This window comes from Citrobacter sp. C6_1 (assembly GCF_014596835.2).
Classification (GTDB): Bacteria; Pseudomonadota; Gammaproteobacteria; order Enterobacterales; family Enterobacteriaceae; genus Citrobacter; species Citrobacter pasteurii.
The window spans coordinates 1,138,399-1,155,747 of record NZ_CP115031.1 but is presented as its reverse complement, the minus strand read 5'-3'; the positions used below and the strand labels follow the sequence as shown (position 1 = coordinate 1,155,747).

Sequence of the window (17,349 nt, the reverse complement as noted above, 5' to 3'; positions counted from 1 at the left end):
AAGGGGTTGTGGGGGCTGGTCACGCGTGTCACAAGTCTGTTATACTTGCTCTAACACATTGGGGCTGATTCTGGATTCGACGGGATTCGCGAAACCCAAGGTGCATGCCGAGGGGCGGTTGGCCTCGTAAAAAGCCGCAAAAAAATAGTCGCAAACGACGAAAACTACGCTTTAGCAGCTTAATAACCTGCTCTGAGCCCTCTCTCCCTAGCTTCCGCTCTTAAGACGGGGAGCAAAGAGAGGTCAAACCCAAAAGAGATCGCGTGGATGCCCTGCCTGGGGTTGAAGCGTTAAAACTAATCAGGCTAGTCTGGTAGTGGCGTGTCTGTCCGCAGGTGCCAGGCGAATGTAAAGACTGACTAAGCATGTAGTACCGAGGATGTAGGAATTTCGGACGCGGGTTCAACTCCCGCCAGCTCCACCAAATATTGATGTACCCAAGTTCAGTAAAGTCTACTAAGCCCGCACAGCACAAGCTCTGCGGGCTTTTTTACGTCCATTGTCGTCTAGTGAGAATTGCTGAGAACCACGAGTTATGGCACCCTAAATGGGACCCAAGACAAAGGGTCCAAAAATCGAGGGTCCCAAAATGGCAAAGATCGCGAAGAAACTCACCGACACTGAAATCAAAAACACCAAGCCAGCAGACAAAGAAATCAACTTGTTTGACGGGGATGGCTTGATTCTACGAATCTCTCCCCTCTCAACAGGTGGGAAAAAGAATTGGTATTTCAGGTATTCAGTGCCAGTGAGCAAGAAAAGAACCAAGATGAGCCTTGGGACCTACCCTCACCTTACCCTGGCAAGAGCAAGAGCCTTACGTGATGAATACCTCTCCTTGCTTGCGAATGGCACGGACCCTCAAGTCCATAACAACGATAAAGTTAATGCATTAAAGAATGCCACAGAACACACATTACAAGCCGTGGCGAGAAAATGGTTGGATGAGAAGGTAAAGACCTCTGGCATCTCACAAGACCATGCAGAAGACATCTGGCGGAGTCTTGAACGAAATATTTTCCCCGGTCTGGGTAATGTGCCAATCAATGAGATCCGTCCCAAGCTCTTAAAACAGCATCTTGATCCAATTGAACAACGGGGAGTACTGGAAACTTTGCGGCGGCTAATTTCCAGGTTGAATGAAATCTTCCGTTGGGCGGCTACAGAAGAGCTGATTGAATTTAACCCCGCAGATAATCTAGGCCAACGTTTCAGTAAGCCTAAAAAACAGAATATGCCTGCCTTACCCCCCTCTGAACTCCCTCGTTTTCTGGCAGCACTGAACAATGCTTCTGTCCGTTTAGAAACAAGACTACTGATTGAATGGCAACTTCTCACATGGGTTCGCCCTGGTGAAGCTGTCCGCGCAAGATGGTCTGATATAGATATGGATAACAGCATGTGGAACATCCCAGCTGAATTTATGAAGATGAAAAAACCTCATAAGGTCCCATTAAGCAAAGAATCTCTTCGGATACTCAAGTCTATGGAATCAATCAGTGGGCACCGCGAGTGGGTATTTCCCAGCATAAAGGCTCCCTTAAATCATATGCATGAACAAACAGCCAATGCAGCAATTATCCGTATGGGCTTGGGAGGTGAACTTGTTGCCCACGGGATGCGATCTATTGCAAGAACGGCAGCGGAAGAGTCAGGTAAGTTCAGGACAGATGCCCTTGAAGCGGCCCTTGCCCACTCAAAAAAAGACGAAATTATCGCTGCATATAATCGTGCGGAATATATTACCGAACGAGTAGCTCTCATGCAGTGGTGGGGAGATTATGTCCAGGCGCAACAGCTTAAAATTTTTGCTGCTTAAAGGGACGAAAGGCTACTAATCAGTAGCCTTTCCAGTATCCCCATACATGGGGCAAATAACAAACTGTACATAGTACAGGATACAGGATACAGGATACAGGATACAGGATACAGGATACAGGATACAGGATACAGGATACAGGATACAGGATACAGGATACAGGATACAGGATACAGGATACAGGATACAGGATACAGGATACAGGATACAGGATACAGGATACAGGATACAGGATACAGGATACAGGATACAGGATACAGGATACAGGATACAGGATACATATCAGCAAAAACACTTGATGACATACATTATTAATAAATCATTTTTAAATAATGTCAACGTCTGTGATGTGATTTATTTCTATAATTAATGTTAGATCTGGCAATGCCATTATACTTTTAAAAAAAATAAAATCCATACTATTCACCCCGTTACTTATAATCAAATGAAAATATAACTCATCCTAATCCTGTAAAATAAAATTTATTTTTCACTTACAAACAATCAGCCTTTAAAAAAACAACTAATAAAAATTCAATACACGATAATAATTTCACACCTACACATTTACCATTCACTGTTATAGCCCATTATAATCTTGAGCTAAAGAAATGTATTACCGGGTTTCACTTGCATAATCGAAGATGTATATTAGAAGCACTACCTGCGCTGCAAGAGAAGCCTTTAAAATCAATACAAGCGAAGCATTTAAACAGCCTTTTCATATAACTTCCTTTAAGCTACCGAAGCGATGCCTTCGGAGCTTCTCCTGAACTGCAAGAGAAGCTTTAAAATCAATGCAAGCGAAGCTGTATATATTTACATAAGAATATCCGTTACTACGTTTTTTATTATTATAACTAAAGCAAGGGCTAACCCTACGAAGCCGCTGCGCTTGCTTCTCCGGATTGCCCTTGCTTTTCTTCCCTTCGGTCAGAAAAGAAAAGCAGGCCGGAGCTACCTATCTGCAATGCTGTTCATTCTACTGATACGTTTATACTGTGCACGTTCTTCTGCATGCTGTGTAAAGTCACCATAAAAGTTTCCCCGACATTATTGCGGACTTCAAACTAACATCTGAGACGCATGCCAAATCACAATCGATTAGAATACCAACCTGTGGTCGATTTAGACACTATTTTATTATTATTATTATATTCTAAAACTCGATAATTAACTCTTATATTCATAGAAAATGGCATTGCATTAGTCAATTAAAAAAATTAAAAATAAATTTGAAAAACAAAAATTCATTGATTATTGTTATTTTACATTATAATAAAGGAGAAATAACATGAACCAAAAATCACAAAACAATAACACCCTTAACCTTTTTAAAATAAAATCACCAGCAGAGCTCAAAAAACTATTAAAGACAGGGATAGATATAAATACCCTCAATTCCTCGAACCAGAATGCTTTGTTCGGCTGCAGATACCCGGAACTTATGAAAGCAATGATTAGCTCCGGAATAAATATCAATCAGACTGACATACTGAATAAAAACGCACTTTTCTATACGCCCTCTCCTGAAACCCTGAGCGTGCTGGCTGAACACGAGATTGATATCAACCATACGGATACCTTGGGCAGAAATGCGCTTTTCTACACCAGTGACGCTGAATCAGTTCAGTTACTGGTAAAAAATGGTATCAGCATAAACCACCCTGAACTTGAAGATAAAAATGCGCTTTTCTTTGCAACCAACGAAAGCTCAGCCAGAGAACTCATCGACAGTGGTATTGATATTAACCACACTGACAGCTATGGAAGAAATGCCCTTTTCTACGTCTGTGAGGCTGACGTTAAGCGTCTGCTGATTAAGAAAGGTATCAATGTTAACCAAAGGGATATATATGGTCATAATTCCATTAACATTATCGGCATAGATGCTGACTTACTGGATGTTTATTTCGCTGCGGGCCTTGATCCTGACATACAGGATCGAAATGGGAACAGTTTAATTTTTTACCCTTATAAAAAACCAATCACGGACATTTTAATCAAAAATGGCTGTGATATAAACCAGGTTAATAACAATGGGGAAACCGTCTTTGAATACATACAGACCATGATATTCAGCAACTCTCAACTTGATCAGTGTCTCAGCGTGCTTACGCCTTTCATTAACCTTATTAAATCCAGACTATTAACTTTTAATCGTCTTACTTTTGGCTGCCTTGAGTTTATTAAAATATTGCAAAGTCAGAATATTGATTACAAAATTAATGAGCGGTGCGTAGTAAAATACCCTAACAAAGACATTAAAAAATTCATTACTGAAGCACAGAAAGTCATTGATATCCGCCATGTCACTCTGTGTTCATGGTATGACACCCCGCTTGTCAGTTTAAAAAACAAGGAAATTATTAAATGGTTTATAAGAAACAATGTTAAGGTAAACATTAATGATATTGAAGAACAGGACATACGTACTGAAATCCTTGCCTATCTTGCACTGAGGGAAAATAAAGAACTCAAAACCTTTATTAATCAGGATATAAAACATACTGCCTGTAAAAGAAGGCTGTGAGGATTATTTTCCCATACGCAGATTTGCTCCACCCATGGTACTTACATAAATACATTATACACCGGCGCTGTACAACGTGATAAAGCTGTCAGCGCCCACCTTTACATGCTATGTTAGAATAAAGGCTGTGTGATTGGCATCCTGATGCTCTGACAGAAATAAACAATACCACAGTTGAAGGCGGTACAGGAAAACTTTTGCACCCGCTAAATAGACTTAAGCCCTGATTTAATAAGCGACTACAGGATGGCGCGAATAAATAGAGAAACTAACCTTTATTTTTACGCCACATAAAAACCAATAATAATAAAAATTGTTTATTTTAATCCATTATTTTTCACAATCCTTGACAGCAATTTGTAGTAAAGAGCGAATAAACACAACCGCCAGATACTAAAAACTTCCCTATCAATATTTTCACTATACAAACAGGCATTGGAGCTATACCACATGCCCCCAACAAAGCTCAATATATTTGTTATAAGGAGGCCTGCTAGAACTGATGCTTCATTTATCCTGACAAAAAATTCCATACCTGCCTTACAATATGATTTGAATTTTACTATTCCCTCTGATATTTATGACCTTCCTTTTTAATCTATGTTGCACCTTCATATAAAATAATTCAAAATAAATTTGAAAAATAAGAAATCATTTATTATTGTTATTTTGTATATTAACCACAGGAGATACATAATGAAAAACAAAAATAAGATAAGCAATGATAGTCTGTTCAACGCCAAATCAAAAAAAGATGTTATTCGTTTATTAAAAATGGGCGTAGATATCAATACACTTAACGAACATGGACAAAATGCATTATTCCATTGCCACTCTGCTGAAGCTATGCAGGCCATGATTGACGCAGGAATAAACATTCACCACCTGGATAACAGGTCGGAAAATGCACTATTCCATATTAATGATATAAAAATTATTAATATGCTTATTCGAAATGGAATTAATATCAATCACAAAAATCAGTCTGGACAGTTAGCCTTTCCGAACTTTTCCGTCACTCCAGAAGTAATGACACTACTTATCGAGTCAGGTCTGGATATCCATTCTCTCGATAATAATGGGCGCACACTCCTTTTCACCCCCTTGCTAGCTGATATTTATATTTTATTAATTGAGGCAGGCTGTAATATAAATCACAGAGATCATAATGGCCAGACTGCTTTCGATTTTCTGCAATCAAGCCAGTACAATCTCGCGTTAGCTTATTCTATTCATTTAAAGGACCGTTCACCCGTCATTTTTAAACATTTAACACATACCAGTGTAGAACTGATGTTTGAACTGAATGAGCAAGGAATAGATTTTAACATAGACAACCAATGTAGATTATCTATCGATGAAAGCGAGACTAAAGAAATCATTACGGTAGCCATGAAAATCACAGACCTCAGCCATGTAACATTTTGTCTTGGTCACTCTGAATTACCTATTATAAAATACGCAAGTCAATCTTTTATAAAGTTCCTTATCGACTGCAATATAACAGTAGATACAGATTTACTGAAAAATAGGAATATTTACGATGAAATCATTCATTACAAAAACCTTAAAGCCTGAACATTTACTTACAGGATCACACTTCGCCCTCTGGGTTGAACAGTTAAACAAAGGAGATACAGACTTAACCGTGGTGGTGTTCGTGCGGCCAATAGTGCCTTGCATATTATTGTCATTGGCCGATCACGCACGAACACGAGGACACAGGAGTATGTGGCAAAAAGGGTAAGTGAAGGACACTCGAAAATGGAAGCACTGCGTTGCCTTAAACGTTATATCTCACGTGAAGTCTATACGCATCTACATAATCGAAACCGATTAATCAACAGTACTCAAATAACTACTTGCTCTTAGAAGGGCGTCCAGGGTAGTCAGTACACGAGCCATGAGTGGCAGTCGTTCCTGAAATCACACAGACTGGAGGGTAGTATGAGTCGTCGCGGTAATTGCCACGATAATACGGTGGCCGAATCGTTCTTCAGTTCACTGAAAAAAGAACGCATCAGGAAGATAATCTACAAAATCCGGGATCTGGCCCGGGCGGATATCTTCGTTTACATTGAAGTGTTCTACAACTGGGCCCGGCATCACAGTAACCTCGACGGCGTCAGCCCGGAAGCCTTCAAGCAGGCCTCGTCGTGAGGACAGAATATGTCTACTGTTGTGGGGTCAGTCCAATAAGAACATACTGGTAAGCATAACGATACTCACTTTTTTACTTCTTAACCTTAGCAGTGAATGCTTTAATGCTGCAAAATAGTTAATCTGTGTAGTGTTAATAACCAGAAAGACCATTAATCAACATGAAAACTCCAGTTTTTAAACTCGATGGCATAGATCATAAAATTCTTAATGTACTCACCAGAAATGCCAGGATGACCACAGCGGAGATTGCAGAGCATGTAGGACTATCGCCCACACCATGTGGGCGTCGTATCCGTCAACTTGAAGAGGCCGGTGTCATTGAGGGTTACACAACCCGACTTAATCCTGAAGCTATGGGGCTCGGTATATGCGTTCTGGTTTCTGTGAAACTCTCTTATCAGGCCCCTGAAGGACATGAACAGTTTCTTAAAGCAACAAGAGATCATCGTGAGATTACTGAATGTCTCCTTGTTACTGGAGATAGCGACTACCTGTTACGTGTGTGGGTAGAAAATATGGCAGCCCTGGCAGAATTTATCCCTGCGGTGTTACAGGGGCTCCCTTGCGTTGCTGAAACCTCGACCACACTTGTACTGAAACATGTTCACGGTGCGCCAGGTAGTGCATGAACACGACCTTCAACCTCAGGCTGAATGAGATAAGACTGGTGTCAGATGAAGATAATGGGTTATTACCATTTAGGCATTCATCCCCCCTAAAAAGTAATAAATTTTTTTGGAGACAGTGCAGATACTCCACATGATTATTTCCGTTTTGATAAATAAGAACTTATGCATCCCATTGGTTATGCGAGTTGTACCCAGTTCAATGCGTAGATTTTCGGTATTCCTGCCCCGCCAATAATCACATCACATATGGTGAGTAAGATCAGCTTTTACCGTAAAAAAAAACCGGTATTCAAAATACCGGTAAAATAAAAAAACGGAAAATAAACTTCATTTCACAATGAAGTAATTCCGCGATAATCACTATAGCATTCGTTACCATAAGACTATCACGAACGGGGGTTTACATTAATCCAACGCCTGTTAGCGCCATATTAATATCTTCGATAATATCATCCGGATCCTCAAGACCAATACTGAGGCGGAAAAAACCATTATGGAATTCTTGAGGATAATATTTAATTTTTTCTGAAGTAACTTCATTATAAACTATCAGTGTTTCCCCGTCGCCGAGTGATACAGCATGAGAAATAAGAGATAAAGCATTTAGGAAAAGATAGTTGGTTTTTTCATCCCCTTTCAACGCAAAACTAATCATACCCGAATAGTCCGCCATTTGCTTTGTAGCAACAGCATGTTGAGGGTGTGATTCGAGCCCCGGATAATAAGCGAACCTGATACATGGAAGGGCTGATAAATGAACGGCCACTTTATGTGCAGAAATTGAGTGTTGCTTCATCCTTAACGGTAATGTTACTAACCCACGATTAATTAAGTACGCGTTGAAAGGACTCAGGATCCCGCCAAAGTTAACCATTGCAGTAAGCTTTATTTTCTCGATAAGTTTCTTATTACCTAAAACGCAACCTCCGAGAGCATCACCATGGCCATTAATATATTTTGTCATACTATGTACGACAAGGTCTGCACCTAACGCCAGTGGTTTCTGATACAGGGGGGAAGCGAATGTACCATCTACAGATAACAAAATATTACTAAGAGATGCCAACTTAGCAATTTCACTAATGTCACTGATACCTGTAGTAGGATTACCGGGAGTTTCAATATGTATCATTCGGGTATTAGATTTAATATGATTGCCTACATTCTTAGCATCTGTGGTATCAATCATACTTACTTCAATACCAAGTTGTTCAGGCAGTATTTCCCGAAAAAGAATATTCACGGAACTGTAACAAACCTGAGAACAGATTACATGATCTCCTTTTTTTAGTAAGGTAGCAAAAACAGCGTGTAGGGCCGCAGCACCACTGGCAAAAGTAGCACAATCTTCAGCCTCTTCAAGTGCCTTAAGTTTTTCTTCCAGAGCAGTCTGGTTAACATTACGGTTTCTGGCATAAATATTGGAATTAATACCACTCCAATCAACTGGCGTACCATCGGTAGGCAGCCGGTAATTACTCGTCAGATAGATGGGAGTATGCAGGGCACCGTAAAAATCGTCATTATTGTTACCTGAATGAACACATACTGTATTAACCTTCATATAATTTCCTATTAATGTCAGAAACTTAGAAAAGATAATTAGACAGGTGTATTGATCAACCTTGTTTCTGCAAAGCCATCCTGAAAAAAGATGCAACTGTGGAACAAAACTGTTTCTTAATACCTGCCAGACAACAATATTTATTTTATCAATTTCCCTAAAAATGTTCCGGTCAAAATGAATAAGAAAACATTACCTTATTTGCATGATAACTCTATTTTTCATGAAAAATTAGAGGAAAACTGCAAGTTTATTTTATTTGATATGACATGTACATCAACCAAGACATAAGCATTGAACGTCAAGATGTTAACTATATGTTAGTAACAAATCATGTGGCTTTTCTGGCTATCCTGAAGATGTTTTCTGGTGTGTAAAAATATATTCTTATTTATCATTGAGTTATACAAAAAACATATCAAGCAATAGTAGCAGAGAACGTAAAACTAGATATCGGTCAATATTTATATCTATAATGGTCATCATAATGACCTGGCGTTTTCTGACGATACGCAAACATTTAGCTATTGATATCTAAGTCTTTTATACAGGCAGCAGATGTAATGCCATCAGCATGCCGGCAAGAGGAAACCTTCATGTTTTCAAACAGGAACCCTGTCAGCCCTCCCGGACAGGACGTACACGAACCAGTGATTTTAAGAGACAAGCAACATTACGGCGTGCGCATTTTAAGAGGAAAAAATCATGACTAACCCTCCTAACACCAGTTCTGAAATAGGACTCGGAAAATATCCATGGCCACAGGTAATTAAATGGTTATTAATTATCTTAGTAGTATATGCCATAGGCAGTGTGTTTATATCCAATCCATTTTCTATCTTCGTTGATAGAACCACCCCGGTTGATTACTCTAGGGTGATGTATTTTCATGGCATGACTGTTGGTCTTGCAGGAATAACAGCTCTGATTATCAGCCAGGTTTTTAATCTTGATAAAAAATTCAAGAAAATTATATTCTTCTGCACAGTCGCCACTGTGATAATTGGTGTTACAGGTGGAGCGGTTAACCGCTCAATGGAATATACTAAAATTTTTCTCTGGTATCAAATCCTCGCATTTATTGCACTTGATGTTATTTTAATCACGATGACATACGGTTTAATAGTGATTAAAAATGAGGATCTCAAACGATCAGCTACATATTATTTAGTTTTATCGGCGTCAGCCACTGCTGTTATTGCCGCCCTGATTGGTGATCTGGCAGGATTTATCCTTGACTTTGGTGACTGGCCGGGGATTCTGGGATGGTACGCTGGCAAGATAGGCTATTCCTTACAAGAATGGCAGGATAATTTGTTAAGATCGCATTCAGATATGATGGTAGTAGCAGTAATTGGACTTATTTTATCTGTCATCAGTTGGAAATATGGACGCCATCTGTCAGGTTCTGCAGCAGTTGCAAAATCCACAGGGGAATGGATGGCCATAACAGGTCTGATTCTACTCATTATAATCATGGTTGTTTCCGGTTTTGGTGGCTCTGGTATGCAGATTCCTCATATTTTTACTGAGAAGGGATTCTATGCTCCACGGGGTCAGAGTGTGGCTGGCATTGATCTAGGGGACTTTACTATTGGTACGTTCTTCTTACTGGGCGGTATGTTACTTATCAGTGCTATTTTGTTCGGTAAAAAAATGCCGGAACATACGCTAACTAAGACAGCTAAATATACTCTCGGTGGTATTTTTATTACCTGGAGCAGCATTGTTATCACTGTTGCAGGCATGGGATTTCTGGAAGAGTACCGGGCCGATCTTTACAACTCCTCTAAAGATGTCCCCCTGGGAGACTACGGATTTGCTTTCAGAATGCTACATCTTGATGTCAGCCTAATCCTTTTTCCAGCAATCATGGTAGTGATGTTGCTAGCCCACCATTTTTTAAGAGATGACGAGAATAAATTTATTCAGTGGATATTGCGCACTGGTGTGATGCTCTGTTCTGCTGGCTCGCTTGTGTATATGGTTCTTAATCCAGGGCCATTTGGCCCAGGTTACTGGATTGTCGGGATAGGATTTGTGATTATTATCCTTGCTATGATTTACTTTTTCGTTCGTAGTGATAATAAAGAAAAAGAGAAATTCAATGACCATACTATAGTATAGACGCCAGTATATTATTATGGGTGCTGCAACAGCACCCTTATTAATTACTGGAACCTGTTTTTTACTACACCATATCTATGGTGGTAATAGAGCCAGTCCTGATAATTTTCTTCATACAGAAAAATACCCTTATCTTTAACACTAATAACACCATATTTAATTCTTAGCTTAAAAAGTGTATCCCGAAGTTCATTATATTTATATTTTCCTTCAGTCCTCATTTCCAGCGAAATCATACGCTTTTCCTCCAAAATCATCTTGTAGGCAGACCTGCAAGACTGCTGAAACCAATCCATGCCAACCTCTTAAGCATACTTCACTATTTTTTCCTGAATGCTGCTTCCTTACTGAAAAGGCTACAGAACCTCAATCACAATGACTCAAATAGTCATTATATTGACCTTTTATAGATCAAGGTCAAAATACCTACTTCTTTTGATCATTATATTGACCCCAAAAAGGAGTATGAAGTGCAATTTTTCAGCTTTTTTAGGCGTGAATACAGTGTTTGGATTTCAATTTAAGTAACTGATTACTTTAGAAAGAGGGAAGTATAAATGGCTTCATATCTGGAAAAGATAAAGGCATCAAGACGTACTTTATTAAAGAATTCAACAATGTGCGGTCTTGCTGCCATTGCAGGTAACGTGTTCATGCCATTTGCCAATATTCCACCTGTCAGGGCAGCCGGACAAACAGCAAGTCCTGACAAAGTGGTTTGGGGGGCATGTTCTGTTAACTGTGGCAGCCGGTGCGCATTACGCTTCCACGTCAGGAATGATGAGATTTACTGGGTGGAGACAGATAATACCGGTCTGGATGAATATGGTAACCATCAGGTCAGAGCCTGCCTGAGGGGACGATCAATCAGGCGACGAATCAATCATCCTGATCGGCTTAAATATCCAATGAAACGCATTGGCAGAAGGGGCGAAGGAAAATTTGAACGTATCAGTTGGGATGAAGCACTGGATGCGATTGCATCATCAATAAAAAAGGTGAAGAAAGAATATGGCAATGAGGCAATCTACCTGAACTTTTCTACTGGTGTCATTGGTGGAAACATAACCTATTCAGAGCCTTTCGATTCCCTTTTTGCACGTTTGATGAATTGCTATGGCGGTTTCCTTCGCTATCACGGTGACTACAGCAACGGACAAATTAATACCGCTATGGAGTATACCTATGGCCAGGATATTGGTAACAGCATGTCCGATGTTGAAAATACCCGACTCTTGGTCATGTTTGGTAATAACCCAGCAGAGACAAGGATGAGCGGAGGTGGCGTAACATATTACCTTGAACAGGCGCGTGAAAAATCAAATGCCCGGATGATAGTTATCGACCCCCGCTATACGGATACCGCAGCAGGCCGTGAGGACGAATGGATCCCTATTCGCCCTGGTACAGATGCTGCTCTGGCTGCCAGTCTGGCATGGGTGCTTATTACTGAAAATATGGTCGATCAGAATTTTCTGGATAATTACTGTGTTGGCTACGATGAAAAAACACTACCAAATGGCGTCCCGGCCAACAGCCATTACAAGGCTTATATACTGGGCTACGGTGAAGACAATACAGCCAAAACACCTGAATGGGGTGAAGGCATAACCTCTGTTCCAGCTGAGAAAATCATTAAACTTGCCCGTGAAATAGGTTCTGCAAAACCAGCATTTATTTGTCAGGGATGGGGGCCGCAACGCCAGGCAAATGGCGAACTCAATGCGCGCGCAATCTCCATGCTGGCGATACTTACCGGAAATGTGGGTATCCATGGCGGAAATAGTGGTTCCCGTGAAAATTCTTATATGATGCCAATTGAGCGGATACCGGTTTTTGAAAACCCGGTTACAACCAGCATTCCCTGTTTTAAATGGGCTGATGCGGTTGATCATGGTACTGAAATGACCGAACTAAAGGATGGCGTAAGGGGTAAAACCAAGCTTGATGTTCCGGTGAAATTCATATGGAACAGGGCTGGGAATATGTTAATTAACCAGCATGGCAATATTAACCGGACACATGAAATTCTTTGTGATGAGAATAAATGTGAAATGATCGTCGTCTCTGAAATCTTCATGACTGCCTCTGCTAAATATGCCGATATTTTAATACCTGATCTTATGAGTATTGAGCAGGAAGATTTTATGCCAAATGAATATGCCGGAAATATGGGGTATCTCATTCATGTTCAGCCGGCAACCAATGCTAAATTTGAGAGGAAACCTATATACTGGACGGTTAGTGAAATTGCTAAAAGATTAGGCGATGACATCTATAAGAAGTTTACTGAAGGCCGGACACAGGAACAGTGGCTGGAGTTCCTGTATGATAAAATGCGCACTGATGACCCTTCCCTTCCCTCCTATAAGGAATTCAGGGATATGGGGATTTATAAACAAAAAGACCCAGCTGGACATCTGGTTGCCTTTAAGGAATTCAGAGATGATCCGGTAAAACATCCCTTATCAACACCATCAGGTAAGATTGAAATTTATTCTTCAAGGCTGGCAGAACTGGCGCAGAAATGGGAACTCCTGGATGATGAAGTCATCAGTCCGCTTCCGGTTTATGCATCAACCTTTGATGGCTGGGATGCTCCTGAGCGTAAATCTTATCCGCTACAGATGACTGGATTTCATTTTAAAGGACGAGCCCACTCCAGCTATGGAAATATCGATATCCTCAAAAGTGCCTGCCCACAGGAAATATGGATCAACCCACTTGATGCAGAACAAAGGAATATCATACACGGAGATACTGTTAAGGTATTTAATGCCAGAGGTGCGCTCACTATTAAAGCTAAGGTTACCCCAAGGATCATGCCTGGCGTAGCAGCGATGGGAGAAGGCGCATGGCATAACGCAAATATGGACGGGGATAGAATTGATCATGGTTCCTGCATCAATACTCTGACCAACCATCGATCTTCTCCGTTGTCCAAAGGAACTGCGCAGCATACAAACCTTGTTGAAATTATAAAATATGAAGGGTAAGTAAATGTCAACTCAATATGGTTTCTATATAAACAGTGAACGTTGCACTGGTTGCAAAACCTGCGAACTGGCATGTAAGGACTATAAAAATTTAGCTGCCGATATTAATTTTCGCAGAATATATGAATATACAGGTGGATCATGGCTCAGAGAGGAAGGTGAAAGTATCCATAATAATGTTTTTACATATTATCTCTCAATATCCTGCAATCACTGTGCCGATCCTGCCTGTACCAAAGTCTGTCCCAGCGGAGCCATGCATAAAAGGGAAGATGGCTTTGTGGTGGTCAACGAGGATGTTTGTATTGGGTGTAAATACTGCCACATGGCCTGTCCTTATGGTGCTCCGCAGTTTAACGAGGAACTTGGACATATGACAAAATGTGATGGTTGTTATTCGCGGGTTCATCAGGGAAAAAAACCGGTCTGCGTTGAGTCGTGTCCGCTTCGTGCAATTGACATGGGACCAATAGAAGAGCTCAGAAAGAAATATGGCCAGTTAGCTGCTGTTGCACCTTTACCGTCATCACATTTTACCCGGCCCAGCCTAGTCATTACGCCGAACGCAAACAGCCGGCCAGTGAATGATCGCACTGGATACCTGGCAAACCCTGAGGAAATTTAAAATGAATAATGGATGGCATGAATTACCCCTCGTATTTTTTACTGTACTTAGCCAGTGTGTGGTGGGAACGTTTATCATTTTAGTCTATGGGTGGTTTAGTAATAATAACAGTCTGGTAAGAAAAAAAATCCTGACAAGGATGTTTATATTGTGGATCATGATGTCTGTTGCGTTTGCAGCCTCGACTTTTCATCTGGGCTCTCCATTTCGCGCACTAAATGCGCTTAACCGAATTGGTTATTCAGCATTAAGCAATGAAATAGCTGCAGGGTCTGCTTTTTTTGGTATTGCTGGTCTATGGTGGCTAACCTCATGGATTAATATACTGCCTTTGAAATTAGCAAAGTTTTTTTCTCTTGTTGCGGTCATTTCCGGACTACTTTTTCTGTATCTGATAACAAAAGTATACTCTTCGGTGCCAACCATTCCTACATGGAATAATGTATTTACGCCATTGTCTTTTTATATGACAAGTTTAATAGTAAGCCCTGTTCTTGGTGCTATGCTGTTACAGTCCAGTGGTGTTGAACTTAAAAAAAATATATTGCATATTTTTATGGTACTGGTCGTATTTCTTAGTCTGATGATTACCCTTTTACAATGGCATGATCTGTCACTCATAAGTACCACGTTACATCGTGGGAGCGAAATTCTGCCAGAATTCCCCTGGCTGGTTGGATTGAAATACTCATTCATTATTTTTGGGGTATACCTGTGCATATTTTTCATTTCAATACGCGTTTCCCCTAACCCTGCCTGGCTTTTTTTATCATGTATAATGGTATTTTTCGGAGAAATAGTAGGTCGATTCATTTTTTATAGTTTACATTTCACTGTTGGACTTGTTTAGGGTAAGGATGATTAAGTAATGGGAATTTTTAATGCTGACAAATTAGCTTTAGTAAAATACAGCGGAAGAATTTTAGGTAGCCTTTTTCTTAATCCCCCTTCTTCTGGTGGAAACAGGGAAATTATATCTTTTATTGCTTCTCATAACTGGATTTGTGATTGGCCAGAAAGAAATAAACATATAGACAGATATGCCTCACATTTAACATCAAGCCTGGAATACCAGGGGGAAACCCGGGATACAGCTTACACCCGCCTTTTCATGGGACCGGGGAAACTTACAATTCCACCATGGGGGTCAGTGTGGCTTGATAAGGATTGTGTGAATTTTGGACACTCAACATGCGAGCTTCGTAACTGGATGGATGTTAAAGGTATTGCATATCCCCGCAAGGATGCTGAACCTGAGGACCATCTGGGTTTGCTTTTATTGTTGGGTTCGTGGCTTGCAGATCAAGATGATGAAACTGGATTAAGTGAACTCATGTCTATACACCTTCTTCCGTGGGCGTTTCATTATCTGCACAGCCTGACCTTATATGCAGACCACCCTTTTTACTCATCATTAAGCGCACTGACTAATGAAACGCTCAGGTTATGGCAGAAAGAGAATCCAGTACCTGTCCGGAGCCGGAAAATATACTTTTCAATCCGGGAGGGCAGGTGAAATGGCGAGACTGGTTTTTCATTAGTCTAACCCAACGGTGAGCTGTATTCTGGCATGATAGATGAATAATTCCTGGCTCAGAACAGAGTACAGTTCAGCTTCTGATAATTCCTAGCTACCTGCTAGGAAAGCTTCTGCACAGATGTTATAGTCTTGAGATGACTAAATTATAACCGCCTGAGGACGACCTCCGGCGCGAGTAACCTGAACGGGACGGCCCATTTTCTTCTGGTGAGGAATATGGGCCTTTTTTATCTTTTTCATTTCACTTTCCCTGTTTTACTTCTTGTAAAACCACGTGGCCCCCTCCCCTTTTTTAGTCTGGCTGATCTGGTTTTTGTTGCTTCAAGCCCGAAAGTATTCCCTCATTCTATCTATCAAAAAAGGAGTCTTTATGGTAACTGGTAACGCAATAGTCGGAGGTTCGTGGGCACTGGTCGTTTTTGTAATCGGCGCCATCTCCATCAGCACTCTCCTGCTGATACTCTCACGCTTTCTTGGGGGACGTTCAAAAGGTCACAGTAAGCATGAACCCTTTGAATCAGGTATCTCACCAGTAGGGACTTCCCGGCTACGGATCTCAATTAAATTCTACCTGGTGGCCATTGCCTTTTTGATTTTTGAAGCGGAGGCCTTATTTTTGTATAGCTACGCCATCTCGGTGAGAGAAACGGGTTGGGCCGGTTTTATTGGTGCTGCTGTGTTTATCGCCATTCTGCTGGTAGGTCTTATCTATGAAGCACGCATGGGGGTTCTGAAGATAGGCGGACAGGACAACACGAGACACACCCGGCCTCCGACAGATAAATGAGATGGCTTTTGTTGCAATCTGACAGGACAGTATTCCGTTGGTTTAAGGTTAGCCAGCCGGAATACTGTACCATTGTTAAATGTAATAAATGCGGTCTGAGTCATCCTGTCAAAGCGGGTTCAGGGTCAGACAAAAGTGTATGATCCTGGCTGTGCTGAACACCGTGAACAGCCCGTGCTACAGGAAGAAGATAATCAGTGTTACCTGCGCCTTTTTTTATCCACTATTCCTCCTAGTTTCCAGCCGATTATTGCCAGTACAGGAGGTATGGAGAACATCAGAAATGAGGCTTTGAATCCTGGATCAACACCTGTATCAATGATTAGCTGCACGATGATATAGCCAGTCATCAAACCGATAAGCAGAAAAAGGGGTTGAACAGTACTCATGATACACCTCCGGATATAATCCGAGGGTCGTCCCTCTGGGAAATAGTTAGATAATACACTGCGGGTCGTCCCGTCAGCCCAGGCCCTGTTGCACCTGGAGAATACTTTATACCACAGATTCAATAGCGCTTAAAATATATAATAGCATAAGTCATTGCTCAATAATTTTAACCACTC

12 protein-coding genes, 1 other RNA gene and 2 pseudogenes are annotated in these 17,349 nt (G+C 40.9%); 13 read left to right on the top strand and 2 right to left on the bottom strand.

Features of this window, described 5'->3' with window-relative positions:
- The first annotated feature begins 60 nt into the window (after positions 1–60).
- The 7 genes and pseudogenes from ssrA to IB196_RS05645 all read left to right on the top strand — a co-directional run bounded on the left by ssrA (position 61) and on the right by IB196_RS05645 (position 7,144).
- Positions 61–424, top strand: a transfer-messenger RNA (tmRNA) gene (ssrA, locus tag IB196_RS05675).
- A gap of 165 nt (positions 425–589) precedes the next feature.
- Positions 590–1,819 (top strand): integrase arm-type DNA-binding domain-containing protein, encoded by a 1,230-nt coding sequence (locus tag IB196_RS05670; protein WP_188232269.1) that lies wholly within the window; start codon positions 590–592, stop codon positions 1,817–1,819.
- A gap of 1,294 nt (positions 1,820–3,113) precedes the next feature.
- The gene (locus IB196_RS05665) at positions 3,114–4,352 is read left to right on the top strand and encodes an ankyrin repeat domain-containing protein (protein ID WP_188232359.1); all 1,239 of its coding nucleotides are present in this window, start codon (positions 3,114–3,116) and stop codon (positions 4,350–4,352) included.
- Positions 4,353–5,048: 696 nt separating this feature from the next.
- Positions 5,049–5,930 (top strand): hypothetical protein, encoded by an 882-nt coding sequence (locus tag IB196_RS05660; protein ID WP_188232360.1) that lies wholly within the window; start codon positions 5,049–5,051, stop codon positions 5,928–5,930.
- A gap of 54 nt (positions 5,931–5,984) precedes the next feature.
- Positions 5,985–6,224, top strand: a pseudogene (locus IB196_RS05655) (IS110 family transposase); the annotation flags it as partial.
- 9 nt (positions 6,225–6,233) lie between these two features.
- Positions 6,234–6,512, top strand: a pseudogene (locus tag IB196_RS05650) (IS3 family transposase); the annotation flags it as partial.
- A 161-nt stretch (positions 6,513–6,673) separates the two neighbouring features.
- The gene (locus tag IB196_RS05645; protein WP_188232361.1) at positions 6,674–7,144 is read left to right on the top strand and encodes an Lrp/AsnC family transcriptional regulator; all 471 of its coding nucleotides are present in this window, start codon (positions 6,674–6,676) and stop codon (positions 7,142–7,144) included.
- A gap of 400 nt (positions 7,145–7,544) precedes the next feature.
- Here IB196_RS05645 and IB196_RS05640 read toward each other — a convergent pair whose 3' ends face one another.
- Complete coding sequence (locus IB196_RS05640; RefSeq protein WP_188232362.1) at positions 7,545–8,708, bottom strand: aminotransferase class I/II-fold pyridoxal phosphate-dependent enzyme; 1,164 nt, start codon at positions 8,706–8,708, stop codon at positions 7,545–7,547.
- A 705-nt stretch (positions 8,709–9,413) separates the two neighbouring features.
- On the opposite strand from IB196_RS05640, the gene IB196_RS05635 reads away from it, so the two are divergent.
- The 6 genes from IB196_RS05635 (at position 9,414) to ndhC (ending at position 16,783) form a co-directional block, all read left to right on the top strand.
- Positions 9,414–10,835 (top strand): hypothetical protein, encoded by a 1,422-nt coding sequence (locus tag IB196_RS05635; protein WP_188232363.1) that lies wholly within the window; start codon positions 9,414–9,416, stop codon positions 10,833–10,835.
- 557 nt (positions 10,836–11,392) lie between these two features.
- The gene (locus IB196_RS05630; protein ID WP_188232364.1) at positions 11,393–13,831 is read left to right on the top strand and encodes a DMSO/selenate family reductase complex A subunit; all 2,439 of its coding nucleotides are present in this window, start codon (positions 11,393–11,395) and stop codon (positions 13,829–13,831) included.
- Positions 13,832–13,835: 4 nt separating this feature from the next.
- Positions 13,836–14,456 carry a DMSO/selenate family reductase complex B subunit gene (locus IB196_RS05625; RefSeq protein ID WP_188232365.1) on the top strand — a complete coding sequence of 207 codons (621 nt, stop codon included), beginning with the start codon at positions 13,836–13,838 and terminating at the stop codon, positions 14,454–14,456.
- Position 14,457: 1 nt separating this feature from the next.
- A complete protein-coding gene (locus tag IB196_RS05620) occupies positions 14,458–15,306 on the top strand; it encodes a DmsC/YnfH family molybdoenzyme membrane anchor subunit (RefSeq protein ID WP_188232366.1) in 849 nt (282 codons plus the stop codon).
- Between the two features lie 18 nt (positions 15,307–15,324).
- Positions 15,325–15,972, top strand: coding sequence for a Tat proofreading chaperone DmsD (dmsD, locus tag IB196_RS05615; protein WP_188232367.1), 648 nt, complete (start codon positions 15,325–15,327; stop codon positions 15,970–15,972).
- A gap of 394 nt (positions 15,973–16,366) precedes the next feature.
- Positions 16,367–16,783, top strand: a complete 417-nt coding sequence (gene ndhC / locus IB196_RS05610) for an NADH-quinone oxidoreductase subunit A (protein ID WP_188232368.1) — start codon at positions 16,367–16,369, stop codon at positions 16,781–16,783.
- A 200-nt stretch (positions 16,784–16,983) separates the two neighbouring features.
- Here the strand turns inward: ndhC and IB196_RS05605 are convergent, their stop codons facing one another.
- Complete coding sequence (locus IB196_RS05605; RefSeq protein WP_188232369.1) at positions 16,984–17,172, bottom strand: hypothetical protein; 189 nt, start codon at positions 17,170–17,172, stop codon at positions 16,984–16,986.
- Between the last annotated feature and the right edge of the window lie 177 nt (positions 17,173–17,349).